Source organism: Methylobacterium aquaticum (assembly GCF_001043915.1).
Taxonomy (GTDB): Bacteria; Pseudomonadota; Alphaproteobacteria; order Rhizobiales; family Beijerinckiaceae; genus Methylobacterium; species Methylobacterium aquaticum.
The window spans coordinates 1-12448 of sequence record NZ_LABX01000034.1; the positions used below are offsets into that span (position 1 = coordinate 1).

The following is a 12448-nucleotide window of genomic DNA, read 5'->3' on the forward strand; positions in this document are numbered from 1 at the left end:
CCCGCCGAGGCCGAAGCGCGCTATCATGCTCACGTCGGCGACCAGGCCGTGGCCGCCTGATCCAAGCCAACAAGCCTCCGAAAAACTCGGAGCGGTTCAGTATTGGGCGTGCCAAGCTCGACCTACTGCGCGCCCGCGTGCTGACGGCATGACCGCTAAGCCTGCACCACGATTGCGGGAGAGCCCAAAGGTGGGTCAGACTTCAATCGGCGTTGACAGGCGACGGCGTCTGAAACCTCCTTGGCGCGACACGATCGCCCGAAAGGAGACTCGCAGCTCTCCGCCTCGAACATCCTGCGGACTGTACGCCCACCATGACGTGGCCACAACGCCTGATGAGACGGCGTTGACGCTCCCACGCATCACTCACCCCTGGACACCGAAGAGGGCCTAATGCGGATGACTTCCGGGAAGAGCCGGGTGAGGGAAAGTCGCACGCCCGGATCTGTGAGGGCAAAGCCGAATGGCCGAGCTACTCGACCATGATCCGCACGTGCGGGACGGTCGATCTGGACCTCGGAGTCGTCGGAACGCTGCCCTTGCCTTCCCGTCGCAGTAGCGGTCGCCCGCTGGAGTAGACTCGGCGCGGACCATGCACCTGTATAGCTTCCTGCGTGGCAGCCGGCATGCCGCCCCGGACATGCTCAGGTTCCCAGCCGAAGCAGTGGCTGGCCATCGCAACCTTGTTACCGCTCTTCATCGACATCTCGCAGTCAGCGCGGTGAGCATCCACCTGACTGCATATGAACGGCACGTTCGGATTCGGAAGCGGCTTGCCGTTCACATCGAGGTTTGAGCAGGAGTACCACTTTTGAAAGTTCGCACCGCGATCAGCAGATACTTCTTGCGCGTGGACACGTTCAAATGTGCCCAGTAAGGCTGCCACCGTACTGACAAGTAGAGTTAATCGAAGGATAGGCATGTTGTCCTCTACAAATACATTAGATGTAGGACATTTGTCATGATATCGATCAGCATCAAGATAGAATAAAATTACGTGCGAGGAGCGCTAATCGCACGCAAGATCAAGCTGCCGAATTTGTTCACAAGTGGCATCGCGCCCGCCGAAGCGGCTTGTTTTGGGATAAATAACGAAAATACCGAGCATTTAACGTCTCTTGCACTCGATAAAGTGCGCTAATGGAGGCAAGGCTTTGGGTGATGACTGCAACGAATGTGGAGCTGTAAGCCACGATAGGTCTCCGAGACCAGTCGAGCCGCACCTCAGACGATGGGCTGGCTAGATGGCGATATTAAGTAAAAGTATTGCTCGCGCGGCAGCGTCTCGAAGGGGGCGGGCTCCTGCCAGTCCGTCGCCGGGCGCGCGATCGATGCGGCCGTCGAGACGCTGCTGCTGGAGGCGTTACGCCCCTCGGCAATCGCCGTGAGCCTAGCCTTGGCCGAGCAGGTCGAGATTGATCGGGCCCAGCAGTGTCGGCACCGTGCCCTGAAATTTACGGCGCTACTTGCTGCAACGCCGTAGGAAGCTTGCTACCGGTTCGGCCGATAGAACTCGCTCTGACCGGAATGGACCTGCACGAGCCGCAGGCTGTCCGACCGTGGTGCAGGCCATGCGGGCTGCTCGTCCCGCTCCGAGGTCACGAGGTCCGGATGGCGGGGACCGCGGGCCGTCATCGGATAGCCGAGACCTTCGTCTTCGCCGTCCGCGCGAGTATGATGTCGGCCCAGGCCTGGGGGCGTTCGAGAGCGCTGAAGTGCCCCGTCTGGTCGAGGGTGATGACCTCCGGCGACGGGATCGCGGCCTCGACGCCGATGCGGTCCCGCAAGTTTGCCCAGTCCTTGTCGCCCCACACGAGCGTGACTGGCGCGGTGATTGACCGATAGCGGCTACGGGCTGCGACGAAGCTCGGGAGCGCCTTGAGCAGAGTCCTTGACGCCTTGCTGTACCCGGCTCGACCACCGACCCGGGCGTACTCGTCCAAGAGGTCGGAAGGCAGGCTGCGCGGGTCGTGGAAGCCCCCGCTCATAATGCCGCCGGTGATGGATCGGTTCTCCAGTGCCGCGAAAACCGGACCGACGACCGGCGCCCGCACGCTCTTGATGATGATGGAGGCTAGGAGGTTCGACCGCTCCAAACCCGGCAGGTAGTCGTAGGTGTTGAAGGCGAAGACCCGCTCGACGGCGTCACCGAGTTCCGCGGCCAGCGAGAGCGACAGCGTCGCCCCGATAGACTCGCCCGCGAGTATCGGGCGCTCGATGCCGAGGGCGGCGATGAACTCTCGCAGAGCCGCCCGCAGGGTAGGCTCGTCCTTCGGACGCTCCGGCAGCAGGTCCGACCAACCAAAACCCGGCAGGTCGAGTGCGTAGACGGTGAAGTGCTGCGACAGCAGGGGGATCACGAACTGGAAGATGTCCAGTTGCGTACGCACTGTATGTGTCAGGATGAGGTCTGGCCCCTCGCCGGATCGAACGTAGCGCACCCGGGTCCCGTCTTTCAACGTGGCGTAGGCGATGTCACCCGCGTGGAGCCAGCGGCGCGTGTATTTCCCAGCATCATCCTCCACGGTGTCGATCATTACTCGTGACATGAAAACGGCTCCCTTCGGCAAACAGACTTTCGCGACTATCTCGCTCTCATCGAGGACCCGGCCTCCGATGCAGCTCATGTCGGTGCACCCACGTCGACGACGGACGAACCGCTCACAGTGGGCATGACGGCCCCACCGGTCGCGACTGGGCGGCAAGAGGCGGGGGGCCGATCCGAGCGCGCAACTCGGCCATCTCCGCTTCGAGCCGTGCGATGCGCCGGTCGTGGATCTCCGCCTCGGTCGTGGCCAGGGCGGCCTCTATCGCTTCAAGCGTCTCCCAAAGGCTCCGCCACGTAGCCGGCGAGAGCAGTTTCCGAACCGTGGACCCGATCATGGCCATGTCCTCGCTTGCCAATGGCGGTCTACAGGGTGGTCGGAACGCGCGACGCTTCCACAGTCCCGGGCGGCGCCTACTCCACGTCGGCGGAGCGCAGGTGAAAGCTTGGCGCCTCCCGGCCGTCCTTGGATGCCGCTGAGAGCTGCGATAGCTGGCCCTCAGCGACCCAGATCCTGTGGCCCACGACCGTCACGCCCGTTGGGCCGGCGAACTGCGCGATGGGTTCGATCCGCGCCTGGTCACCCGAGACCTTGACACGGCTCAGAGCGCCGCTGCCCTCGACCATCACGAAGCCGTCACGGAACGGGCGCAGCCCGTCTGGAAACTTCAGGGCCCGCGTGGTTCCGAGCCGGGTAACCGGGCCGGCGATGCCGTTCGTCACGCCGACGCGGAACATCTCCCCGCCCAAGAAGGTGTTCACGTACAGGTTCCCGTCGGTCCCGAAGGCTATGCCGTCGAGCCCCTTCTTGAGCCCGTCGTCCTCGACGAAGACCTCGAACGTCGTGGCGCCCGGCTTGAGCCTCAGGATCCGCGGCGCCAGCGTGTCGGTGACGTACAGCGCGCCGTTCCCGTCCAGAGCGAAGTCATTCGCCAGGGCCTTTCCGCCCGGCAGCCGGACGCTCAACTTGAGGGCCCCCGACGCGAGGTCGAACGCCTTGACCCACCCGCCCTCGGTGGCGGTTGGACCGGGCGCGCCAATGGCTGTGGCGTCGTTCGACGCAACCCACAGGGTGCCGCGGCGTTCGTCGGCCAGCAGCCCGAAAGTCGACCGCGTGCCGTGTTCGCCGGGTTTTAGGAAGGGCGTCGCCGTCGCCACACCACCCGCGATCCTCAGGACGCCCCCATCGGCTATACTGCTGACGAAGAGCGTGCCGTCGGCGAGGGACGTCACGCTCTCCGGGAAACGGCCGGTGTCCGGCAGACGTATCGCAGTCGGCCCATCCGCGGCGGACGCAGGCAAGGCTGCACAGGCAATCGCCAGCGACAGCGCCGACATCCTGAGCGCGTGCCGGGCCTTCTCGATGCGTATCATGGCACGACCTCTTCGTTCGCCGGGTGGCAGAGCGGTTCGGATCCGGAGCGCCTCGCCAAAGCCCGTGAGGCCAGGCGCAGCCTGGAGTAGGCCCGTCAGGCGGCCTCGACCGCGAGCGCGATGCCCTGTCCCCCGCCGATGCAGAGGGTGACCAGGCCGCGCCGGATGCCGTCGCGACGCATGGAATGGAGCAGGCGGGTCGTCAGGACCGCGCCGGTCGCGCCGATGGGATGGCCGTGTGCAATCGCGCCACCCTCGACGTTGACGATGTCCTCGGGCAGGCCGAGCTCCTTGGCGACGGCAAGGGGCACGACCGCGAAGGCCTCGTTGATCTCGACGCGCTCCACGTCGCCGAGCGACCACCCGGCACGCTCCAGCGCCTGGCGGACGGCGGGCACCGGCCCCAGGCCGAACAAGCCCGGCTCGCAGGCTCCGATGCCGTAGGCAACGAGGCGCCCGAATGCCTCGAGGCCGTTGGCGTCGGCAAAACCCCGCTCGGCCACCAGCATCGCCGCCGCACCGGAGTTCAGGCCGGGCGCGTTGCCTGCCGTGATCGACCCGTCCTTGCGGAAGGCGGGCTTGAGCTTCGACAACGTGTCGACGGTGGTCTCTGGCCGCGGCGCCTCGTCGAGAGCGAAGATCTCCACCCCCTTGCGGCCCTTGACCTCGACGGCGACGATTTCGGCATCGAACGCGCCCGTGGAGCGAGCTTTCTCGAACCGCGCCTGAGAGCGAGCCGCCCAGGCATCCTGGACATCACGACCGATCTGGGCGCGCGTCGCCAGATCCTCGGTGTGCCACCCGGAATGCTCGCCCGAGAAGGCGTCGTTGAGCCCGTCGCTCAGCATGCTGTCGAGGATCTGGGCATGGCCCATGCGGTGGCCCCAGCGACCGCCCTCCATCAGGTACGGTGCCCGGTCCATGTTCTCCATGCCGCCCGCCAGCGCGACATCGTGGTGGCCCAGCCGGATCTCGTCGGCGGCCGTCGCGATGGCCTGGGCGCCGGAGCCGCAGACCCGGTTCACCGTCAGGGCCGGCACTGAGACGGGGACGCCCCCGTTCACCGCGGCCTGGCGGGCCGGGTTCATGCGGTTCCCGGCCTGGATGACGTTACCCATCGTCACGCTTCCAAGCCTGCCGCCGTCCAGCCCGGAACGGCGGAGCGTCTCGCGGATCGCGGTCGCGCCGAGATCGGTCGCGGCGACACCTTTCAGGCTACCGCCGTAGCCGCCGATAGCGGTCCGAACAGGGTTGCAGAGGACGATGTCACGCATGGTCGGGCCTCCAAGTCATTGGGCGGCGAGGTATCAGGAGATCTTGAGCCAGTCGGAGACGTCCCACGTCCGGTTCGGCTTCTCCGGTGAGCCTTCGGGGGGTCTCTCGACGACGGTGCCGGTCATCGTCGCCGTGGCGCAGACTTGGCCATCCGCATCGGTGAGCTGCGCCTCGGCCGCCGCCCGCCGCTCCCAGAGGTCGACGGCCTGCGCCGTCACGGTCAGGGTTCCCGACGCGGCCGTGACGGGACGCAGGTAGCTGATCCGGGTATCCAGCGTCGTGTAGGTCCGGCCGGCCGGCAGGGCGGACTGGATCGCGGAGCCGAGCGCCAGGTCGAACAGGGCCGCCACGGCGCTGCCGTGGACCGGTCCCATGGGATTGTAGAGGTAGTCGCCCGGCTTCCGGCGCAGCGTCGCGCCGCCGTCCCGGACCGAGACCAGCTCGATGCCGAACAGGGCCATGGCGGGCGGAGGAAGGATCTCGCCCGCCACCATCGCGCGGAGCAGGTCCAAGCCGGATCCGCCGCCGAGGTGGCCGGTCTCACCCTGGGGCTCCGGCCCGTCCATGCGCGGGGTGCCGTCGGACGATATCCGGTTAGCGGCTAGGTTAGCGCTGTTCATAGGGTGCGAACTCCCATGCCGTGCCGAGGGGTGGCCCATCGAGACCCGGGCCAACGGCTCACGTCCCGATTTAATATGATGTTCAACATCTATTTGATTATCGAAGACGCGTCAACCGCCTCGAAGTTCCAATCGCGCTGGATTAATTTTTCGCCGCGGAAACCTCTTGCTCGGTGAGCATCCGCTTCAGGACGATGCTCGCGTTCACGCCGCCGAACCCGAAGCCGTTCGACAGCGCGTAATCCACCGACGCGCGCCGCGCCAACGGACCGATCAAGTCCAAGCCGGCCGCGGCCTCGTCGGGGTCGGTGAGGTTGAGTGTGGGCGGGAGGGCGCCCTCGCGTAGTGCCTGCACCGTTATGACCGCTTCCAGCCCGCCGGCGGCACCGAGGAGGTGGCCGGTCGCGGACTTGGTCGACGAGATCGCCGGGCCGCGTTCGCCGAAGACGGACCTGAGCGCCGCCAGTTCGCCCGCATCACCGACCGAGGTCGCGGTCGCGTGCGCGTTCACGTAGCCGATGGCGGCAGGTTCGAGCCCTGCCATGGCCAGGGCCGCGGTGATCGCCTGGCGGGCGCCGCTGCCATCCGGCGGGCCGGCGGTGAGGTGATAGGCGTCGGCGCTGGTGCCGTAGCCGACCAGCTCGGCCAGCGGGACGGCGCCCCGTGCCTGCGCATGGTCCAACGTCTCCAGCACGAGGATCCCGGCGCCCTCGCCCATGACGAAGCCATCGCGGCTTCGATCGAAGGGACGGGAGGCCGTTGCGGGCGTGTCGTTGTAGGCCGTCGAGAGGCTGCGGGCCGCAGCGAAGCCGCCGAGCGCGACCCTGGTGACGCAGGCCTCCGCGCCGCCGCAGACGACGACGTCCGCCTCGCCGCTGCGGATGAGGCGCATGCCATCCCCGATGGCCTGGACGCTCGCCGCGCAGGCGGTGACGGGCGCGCCGAGCGGGCCCTTGAAGCCGTACCGGATGGAGACGTGGCCGGCGGCCAGGTTGACCAGGAAGGACGGCACGGTGAACGGCGACAAGCGCTGCGCGCCGCGGGAGCGGACGGTCTCAACCGCGTCGGTGATGCTTTGGAAGCCACCGATTCCGGACGCCACGACGGCCGCGGTGCGGACGCGTTCCGCCTCGCTGGACGGCTTCCAGCCCGCCTGCCGGAGCGCCTGGTCCGCGGCCGCCAGCGTGAACTGGATGAAGCGGTCCATCTTGCGGCGGTCCTTCACCGGGATGAGGGCGTCCGGATCGAACCCATCCGGGTCCTCGTCCCGGGACGGTACGAGCCCAGCGACCTTCGCGTCGATGTCTGGGACGATGTCGTCCGGCAGGCGCCGAAGCCCGGACTCGGATGCGACGAGCCTGCGCCACATGCCCTCGACGCTGCAGCCGAGCGGGGACACGACGCCCATACCGGTGACAACGATCCGTTCGCGCATGGATGTCCTCTCGCCAAGATCGTGCGCGCGGGGGGCGACGCACGGCACGGCCGGGTCCCGACAGGCGGGTCCCGGCATTCCTTTAGGTCATCGGGGACGCGCTGCCGTCAGGCGCGAGCCGTCACGGCCGGCCCGGTCCCGTGGATGTCATGCCGAGACGTAAGTCCGCGCCGCCTCGATCAGCTCGGCCGCCAACGCCTCGTCGTCGACGGCCCGCGCCAGGACGACGGCACCCACGAGGGTCGACAGCGTCGCCAGGGACCGTTGCCTGCGGCGCTCCTTGGCTGACCTGGGCGTCAGACCGGCGAGGATCGAGGCCATGCGCTCGACCCCCTGTGTGAAACGAGCGCGGACGGGGCCGCCCGGCGGCTCCCGCGCGATGTCGTTGGCCAGGGCGGCGAGCGGACAGCCCATCCCGGGCGACCGGACGTGCACGAGGGAGAGATAGCTGGAAATGATGGCGTCGACGGTCCCGCGGTAATCCTCATCCATCGCGGTATCGAACGCCTCGGCGGCGAGCGCTTCCTTGTTGGCGAACTGACCGTAGAACCCGCCGTGGGTGAGGCCGGCGGACGCCATGATGTCGGCCACGCCGACGCCATGGAGACCACGCTCCCGGAACAGCGACGCGGCGACCTCGACGACGCGTCGGCGGTTGAGCTTGGCCTGTTCCTGCGAGACTCTGGGCATTGCCTGGTCCTCCGGCGTTCCTGGCGCGCATATAGATGCGCCTCGTCATCTAAAGAAGGGCGTACCCCGTGCGGCGGCCCGATGCTGCTGGCAAAGGCGAAGCGATTTCGGCGCGACAATCGGCCGGCCTGCTGAGGGGGCATGGTTGCAGGCCGGCCGATGCATCGCGCGTTCCGTCGTTGAACGCGCGATCCCGAAATGTCCCGTCACCGGGACATCGATCCGTGTCTCTGGGTCAAGGCTGCGCCTGAACCGGCATCGCGTCGGATCCGGATGCGACGCTGGTTGCTGCAGGCGCCCGTCTGACACGAAACCACAGGGCGTAGAGGGCGGGCAGGAACAACAGGGTCAGGAGGGTGCCGACCCCGACGCCGCCGATGAGCACGTAGGCCAGCGCGCCCCAGAACACCGAGTGCGTCAGAGGGATGAAGGCCAGCATCGCGGCGGCCGCCGTCAGAATGACCGGCCGGGCGCGGCGCACCGTCGATTCCACGATGGCCTCGTAGTCCGACAGGCCCGCGGCCCGGTCGTGGTGGATCTGGTCCACGAGGATCAACGTGTTACGCATCAGGATGCCCGAGAGCGCGATCAGCCCGAGGATCGCGTTGAAGCCGAACGGCTGGTGGAAGATCAGCAGCGTCGGCGCGGCGCCCACGAGGCCGAGGGGCGCGGTGGCGAACACCATGAACATGGTGGTGAACGAGCGGACCTGCAGCATGATGACCGTCAGCGTCACGATCAGCATCAGGGGGAAGACCGCGACCAGGGCGTTCATCGCCTTCGCGCTCTCCTCGACCGCGCCGGCCGTGTCGATCCGGTAGCCGGTCGGCAGTTTCGCCTTGATCGCGTCGAGCTTGGGGAAGATCTGCGCGTGGATGTCCGGCGGCTGCTTACCGTCGAGCACGTCGCCCTGGACGCGGATGTAGGTCTCGCGATTGTAACGCTTGAGCACCGCGTCCTCGTTGCGGCTCTCCAAGTGGGCGACCTGGGAAAGCGGCACCTGCTTTCCGTCATGCGTGGTCAGGGTCAGGTCGCCGATGTCGCCGAGCGAGCGCCGCTCCGGGCCGGGACTGCGCAGGAGCACGTCCACGGAGCGCAGGTTCTCGCGCACCTGGGTCGCCGGCGTCCCGTTGAGGTAGCTTTGCAGCTGCTGTCCGGTCTCCTTGGGCGTCAGGCCGATCAGGCGCAGGCGCTCCTGGTCGAGGACGAGGTGCTGACTCGGTGTCCTGTCGCCCCAGTCGAGGTGGACGAGACGCATATTGGGATTTGCCATCATGACGTCGCGGACCTGATCGGCGATGCCGCGGATGATTTCGGGGTCGGGTCCCATCACGCGGAATGCCACGGGGAAGCGAATGGGCGGGCCGAACACGATCTGCAGCACGCGCACCCGCGCCTCGGGAAAGAGCCCTTCGCTCACGAGCTTGCGGAGCTTGATCCGGAGCGCGTCGCGGGACGCGGCGTCGGACGTCTGGACGACGATCTGCGCGAAGGCCGGATCGGGCAGCTCGGGGTCGAAGGAGAGCACGAAGCGGGGCATGCCTTGACCGATGTAGCTCGTGATCTCGCGCGCCTCGGGGAGCTCACGGACGGCCGCCTCGACCTTCTTGACGCTCGCCTCTGTGGTGGAAAAGGCCGAGCCGGTCGGCAACGTCACCTCAACGATCAGTTCGGGGCGCTCGGAATTCGGGAAGAACTGCTTCTCGACCTTGCCCATGCCGACGATGGCAAGCGCGAACAGCCCGACCGTGATCCCGGCCGCCAGCCACTTGTGGTCGACGGAGGCACGCACCACGCGGCGCAGGCGCTCGTAGTTCTTCGTGGCGTAGATCGCCTCGTGGCCGCCCTCGACCTTCTTGATGTCGGGCAGGAGCTTGACACCCAGGTAGGGCGTGAAGGTCACCGCCACGATCCACGAGATGATCAGCGAGAAGCCGACCACCCAGAAGATGTTGCCGGCATACTCGCCCGCCGTCGAGGCGGCGAAGCCCACGGGAAGAAATCCCGCGATGGTGACGAGCGTGCCGGTGAGCATCGGCGCCGCGGTGGCGCTCCAGGCATGAGTCGCGGCCTCGACGCGGTCGTAGCCCTCCTCCATGCGCACCACCATCATCTCGATGGCGATGATCGCGTCGTCCACGAGCAGGCCGAGCGAGATGATGAGGGCGCCGAGCGTGATGCGGTCGAAGTCCCGGCCGGTAAGCATCATGACCACGAAGACGGCCGCCAGCGTGATCGGGACCGCGAGCGCCACGACGATGCCGACCCGGAAGCCCAACGCCACGAGGCTGACCACGATCACCACCGATAGGGCAGTGAAGAACTTCACCATGAACTCGTGGATGGCGTCGTCGATGACCTTGGCCTGGTCGGTGATCTTCGCGAACGTGATGCCGGTCGGCAGCTCGTGGTGGAGCGCCACCTCCTCGGCGTTGAGCGCCTCGCCGAGCGCCAGGCCGTTGAAGCCCGGCTTCATCACGAGGCCGAGCATCAGTGCCGGCTCGCCGTCGTTGCGGATCTCGAAGACCTTCGGGTCCTCGTAGCCGCGCTTGACCTCGGCGATGTCGCCGAGCTTGAGGCTGCGTTCGCCCGCCGCAACCGGCAGGTTGCGGATCGTGTCGAGGCTGTCGATGGCCCCGTCGAGGCGGAGATACACCCGCGGGCCGGCGGTCTCGACGAAGCCGGCCGGGGTCACGTCGTTCTGGTTGGCCAGCGCCGCCAGTAATTGCTGCCCGGTGATGCCCAGCGTCGCGAGACGCTGGTAGGAGATCTCGACGAAGATCTTCTGGGCCTGCTCGCCGAGGATGTTGATCTTCTCGACGCCTGCCACGCGCAGCAGGCGCTGGCGCAGGTCCTCGGCCCGCATCACGAGGTGACGGTGCGGCAGTCCCTTGGCCTGAAGCGCGTAGAGGGCGAAGTAGACGTCCGAGAACTCGTCGTTGAACAACGGGCCCATTACGCCGCGCGGGAGGGTTGAGGCCTGGTCGGAGAGCTTCTTGCGGGCCTGGTAGAACTCTTCCTGCAGCCTCGCCGGCGGCATGCTGTCCTTGAAATAGACCTTCATCAGCATCAGACCGGGACGGACCGTGGTCTCGACGCGGTCGTAGTAGACGAGTTCCTGCAGCCGCTTCTCCAGCGGGTCGGCGACCTGCCGCTGGATCTCCGAGGTGGCGGCGCCGGGCCAAGCGGCTGAGACCGACATCGTCTTCACGGTGAAGGCCGGATCCTCGGCGCGGCCGAGCTTCTGGAAGGCGAAGAAGCCCGCGGCGGTCACCGCAATGATGAGGAAGAGCGTGACGGCGCGTTCGCGAACCGCCAGGGCGGAGAGATTGAAGCCGGTCATCGCGCCACTCCCGTCAGGCTTGAGGGGGCTTGCCGCACCGTCTGGCCTGCCTTCAGGAGGTGGGCGCCGAGCGACACGATGCGGTCGCCCGGGCTGAGGCCGGACACGACCTGGGCGCCTTCCTCCGACATGCGGGCGACCGAGACGGGCTGAGCGGTGACAGTCTTGGTGTCGGCGTCGAACTTCCAGACCGCCGACCCCTGCCCGACGTCGAACAGGGCGCCGAGCGGCACGTCGACCGACGCCGCGCGCCCTGTCTCCAGCGGCTTGAGCCGAAGCGTCACCGTGGCGCCGAGCGGCGCGGCCTCGCCTCCGCCCGACAGGATGTAGCGCGCCCGGTAGGTCCGCGTGGCCGGGTCGGCGGTGGCGGAAAGCTCCCTGAGCTTCGCCGGGTAGGTCGTCTCGCCCTCGGCGTAGAGGGTGGCCGACGCTTTCCCCTTTGCGAGTTGCCGGCTACCCTCCGGCAGGAACACCTCCGCCTCGCGGGCGCCGTCACGGGCGAGCTTGACCACGGTCTGGCCGGCGGCGACCACCTGCCCCGGCTCGGTCGGCACGTCCATCACGACGCCGTCGGCATCGGCCTGGAGCTCGGAATACCCGGCCTGGTTCGCGACTTGGCTCGCCTGGGCCTCCGCGTTGGCGAACTGGGCGACGGCCGCATCCGCCGCGGCCTTGTTCTGGTCGTAGGTCTGCTTCGAGGTCCAGCCTTCGCCGACGAGCTTGCGGCTGCGCTCATCGTCAGCCTTGGCCTTGATCATCTGTGCCCGGGCCGCCTCGACCGAGGCGCGGGCCGCGTTGAGCGCCAAGGTGAAGTCCGTCCGATCGAGGCGCATCAGCGGCTGCCCGAGCCGGACGTGGTCCCCCGGGTCGACAAGGCGCTCGTAGATCTTGCCGCCTACCCGGAAGCCGAGGTTGCTCTCGGTGCGGGCGCGGATGACGCCGGTGTAGCGCGCGACGGCCCCGGTTGCTGGGACGACCGCGACGGTCTGGACCAGCGGCGGCTCCGGGGGCACGGCGGTCTCGGCCGGCGAGCACGCCGCCAGAGCCAGCGGGGTCAGAACCAGGAAGGCCTTGGGGTCCATCACACCGCTCCTCTGCGACCGCTGCCGACCGCCTCATTTATGATGATCGACATTTATTTTATGCCGGGACAAACGTCAATGCCG

The 12448-nt window shown here is 67.5% G+C and carries 8 protein-coding genes; all 8 read right to left on the bottom strand.

Going from position 1 to position 12448, the window contains the following annotated elements; all coding sequences use genetic code 11:
- Window positions 1-1631: 1631 nt before the first annotated feature.
- Entirely contained in the window at window positions 1632-2537 is a 906-nt protein-coding gene (locus tag VP06_RS04785) for an alpha/beta fold hydrolase (protein ID WP_048462702.1), read from the bottom strand.
- A gap of 422 nt (window positions 2538-2959) precedes the next feature.
- The gene (locus tag VP06_RS37880) at window positions 2960-3919 is read right to left on the bottom strand and encodes an NHL repeat-containing protein (RefSeq protein WP_048462704.1); all 960 of its coding nucleotides are present in this window, start codon (window positions 3917-3919) and stop codon (window positions 2960-2962) included.
- A gap of 95 nt (window positions 3920-4014) precedes the next feature.
- Window positions 4015-5193 (bottom strand): thiolase family protein, encoded by a 1179-nt coding sequence (locus VP06_RS04800; RefSeq protein WP_048462705.1) that lies wholly within the window; start codon window positions 5191-5193, stop codon window positions 4015-4017.
- 33 nt (window positions 5194-5226) lie between these two features.
- A complete protein-coding gene (locus VP06_RS04805; protein WP_197093137.1) occupies window positions 5227-5706 on the bottom strand; it encodes a PaaI family thioesterase in 480 nt (159 codons plus the stop codon).
- Window positions 5707-5956: 250 nt separating this feature from the next.
- Entirely contained in the window at window positions 5957-7249 is a 1293-nt protein-coding gene (gene fabF, locus VP06_RS04810) for a beta-ketoacyl-ACP synthase II (protein WP_048462707.1), read from the bottom strand.
- Window positions 7250-7396: 147 nt separating this feature from the next.
- Window positions 7397-7939: a TetR/AcrR family transcriptional regulator gene (locus VP06_RS04815; protein ID WP_048462708.1), complete on the bottom strand. Its 543-nt coding sequence runs from the start codon at window positions 7937-7939 to the stop codon at window positions 7397-7399.
- Window positions 7940-8174: 235 nt separating this feature from the next.
- Complete coding sequence (locus tag VP06_RS04820; protein WP_048462709.1) at window positions 8175-11282, bottom strand: efflux RND transporter permease subunit; 3108 nt, start codon at window positions 11280-11282, stop codon at window positions 8175-8177.
- The gene (locus VP06_RS04825; protein WP_048462710.1) at window positions 11279-12364 is read right to left on the bottom strand and encodes an efflux RND transporter periplasmic adaptor subunit; all 1086 of its coding nucleotides are present in this window, start codon (window positions 12362-12364) and stop codon (window positions 11279-11281) included. Before VP06_RS04825 ends, VP06_RS04820 begins: the two co-directional genes overlap by 4 nt.
- Window positions 12365-12448: the final 84 nt, after the last annotated feature.

What these genes read in the sequence shown, in the direction of transcription:
- VP06_RS04825 (WP_048462710.1), bottom strand. Translation starts at nt 12,364, where the DNA reads ATGGACCCCAAGGCCTTCCTGGTTCTGACCCCGCTGGCTCTGGCGGCG.
- VP06_RS04800 (WP_048462705.1), bottom strand. Translation starts at nt 5,193, where the DNA reads ATGCGTGACATCGTCCTCTGCAACCCTGTTCGGACCGCTATCGGCGGC.
- VP06_RS04785 (WP_048462702.1), bottom strand. Translation starts at nt 2,537, where the DNA reads ATGATCGACACCGTGGAGGATGATGCTGGGAAATACACGCGCCGCTGG.
- fabF (WP_048462707.1), bottom strand. Translation starts at nt 7,249, where the DNA reads ATGCGCGAACGGATCGTTGTCACCGGTATGGGCGTCGTGTCCCCGCTC.
- VP06_RS04820 (WP_048462709.1), bottom strand. Translation starts at nt 11,282, where the DNA reads ATGACCGGCTTCAATCTCTCCGCCCTGGCGGTTCGCGAACGCGCCGTC.
- VP06_RS04815 (WP_048462708.1), bottom strand. Translation starts at nt 7,939, where the DNA reads ATGCCCAGAGTCTCGCAGGAACAGGCCAAGCTCAACCGCCGACGCGTC.
- VP06_RS37880 (WP_048462704.1), bottom strand. Translation starts at nt 3,919, where the DNA reads ATGATACGCATCGAGAAGGCCCGGCACGCGCTCAGGATGTCGGCGCTG.